The organism is Kribbella antibiotica (genome assembly GCF_004349055.1).
Taxonomy (GTDB): domain Bacteria; phylum Actinomycetota; class Actinomycetes; order Propionibacteriales; family Kribbellaceae; genus Kribbella; species Kribbella antibiotica.
The window spans coordinates 1-1,434 of record NZ_SMKX01000300.1 but is presented as its reverse complement, the minus strand read 5'-3'; the positions used below and the strand labels follow the sequence as shown (position 1 = coordinate 1,434).

At 62.2% G+C, this 1,434-nt stretch carries 2 protein-coding genes; both read left to right on the top strand.

What is annotated here, in order from left to right; all coding sequences use genetic code 11:
• The first annotated feature begins 58 nt into the window (after nt 1–58).
• Nucleotides 59–544 carry a helix-turn-helix domain-containing protein gene (locus E1263_RS43955; RefSeq protein WP_238162081.1) on the top strand — a complete coding sequence of 162 codons (486 nt, stop codon included), beginning with the start codon at nt 59–61 and terminating at the stop codon, nt 542–544.
• A gap of 11 nt (nt 545–555) precedes the next feature.
• Nucleotides 556–1,395: an IS3 family transposase gene (locus E1263_RS42340; RefSeq protein WP_238162079.1), complete on the top strand. Its 840-nt coding sequence runs from the start codon at nt 556–558 to the stop codon at nt 1,393–1,395.
• The last annotated feature ends 39 nt before the right edge of the window (nt 1,396–1,434 follow it).

Here is a 1,434-nt window from a genome sequence, read left to right as displayed (position 1 = left end):
TGAACTGCTCCCCGGAAGTTGGACTGGGTTTCTCAGTTCCGATTCCGGGGAGCAGTTCATGCGTGTGGATAGTTCGCTGAGTGAGTCGCAGCGTGCTGCGGCGATAGTGTTGTTCGAGTCCGGGTTGTCGTGGAACGCTGCCGCGAAGCGGTTGCAGGTGGGCGCGAGCGCTCTTAGCCGGTTGTATGAGCGGTGGCAGGTGCGCGGAGATGGAGCGTTGGTGTCCAAGCCGACGAGGCGTTCGTTCTCGTTCGAGTTCAAGCTGGACGTGGTGCGGCGGTTCCTGGCCGGTGAGACCGGGGTCGATCTGGCGCGTGAGTTCGACTTGTCCTCGCCGAAACTGGTTCAGGTGTGGGCGCGCAAGTACCGCGACGAGGGCGAGGACGGGCTGCGTCCGAAACCAGTGGGCAGACCGTCGAAACCAGGCGCGGCACCGGTCGAGGTGAGCGAACTGGAGCGGTTGCGGCGAGACAACGAGCGGTTGCGGGCCGAGGTTGCGTACTTGGGAAAATTACGGGCCTTGAGGGCGCAAGAACGACGGTGAAGGTTCGTGCCGTGGTCTCCCTCAAGGCTGAGTACCGCCTCGATGTGTTGTTGCAGGCTGCCGGGCTTGCCCGGTCAACGTTCTTCTATCACCAGGCCCGGCTGCTTGGCCCAGACCCGCGCGGTGAACTGAAGGCCGCGATCACCGAGGTGTTCACCAGCAACCATGCCCGCTACGGACACCGCCGCGTCCACCACGAACTGGTCAAGGCCGGCTGGCAGATCGCGAAGAAAACCGTACTGAAGCTGATGCGGCAACTCGGACTGATCTGCCGAGTCCGCCGCAAGAGACCGTATCTGTCGTATCAGGGCCAGACCGGCCAGGTCGCAGCGAACCTGCTGGACCGAGATTTCACCGCCAGCGCGCCGAATCAGAAATGGGTCACCGATGTCACCGAGTTCCGCATCGGCAACGACAAGCTCTACCTGTCGCCGGTGATGGACCTGTTCGACCGCCAAATCATCGCCTACTCGCTCGGGACCTCACCCAACCTGCAACTCACCAACAACTCGCTGCGCGCAGCACTGGCCATCCTCGACGACGGCGCTGCCCCGCTGGTCCACTCCGACCAGGGATTCCAGTACCAACACACCTCCTGGCGGCACCTACTGGCCGAGGCCGGGGCAACCCAATCGATGTCTCGCAAAGGCAACTGCTACGACAACGCCATGATCGAAAACTTCTTCGGACACCTCAAAGAAGAAGCCTTCCACCACGTCCGCTACCTGAACCTCGACGCCTTGACCACAGCACTGCACGACTACATCCGCTGGTACAACAACGACCGCATCTCAACAAGACTCGAGGGCCTGAGCCCGGTGCAATACCGGGCCCAAGCCCTCGCGGCCTAGGCTTCTAACCAGCCAGTCCAACAATCGGGGACCAGTTCA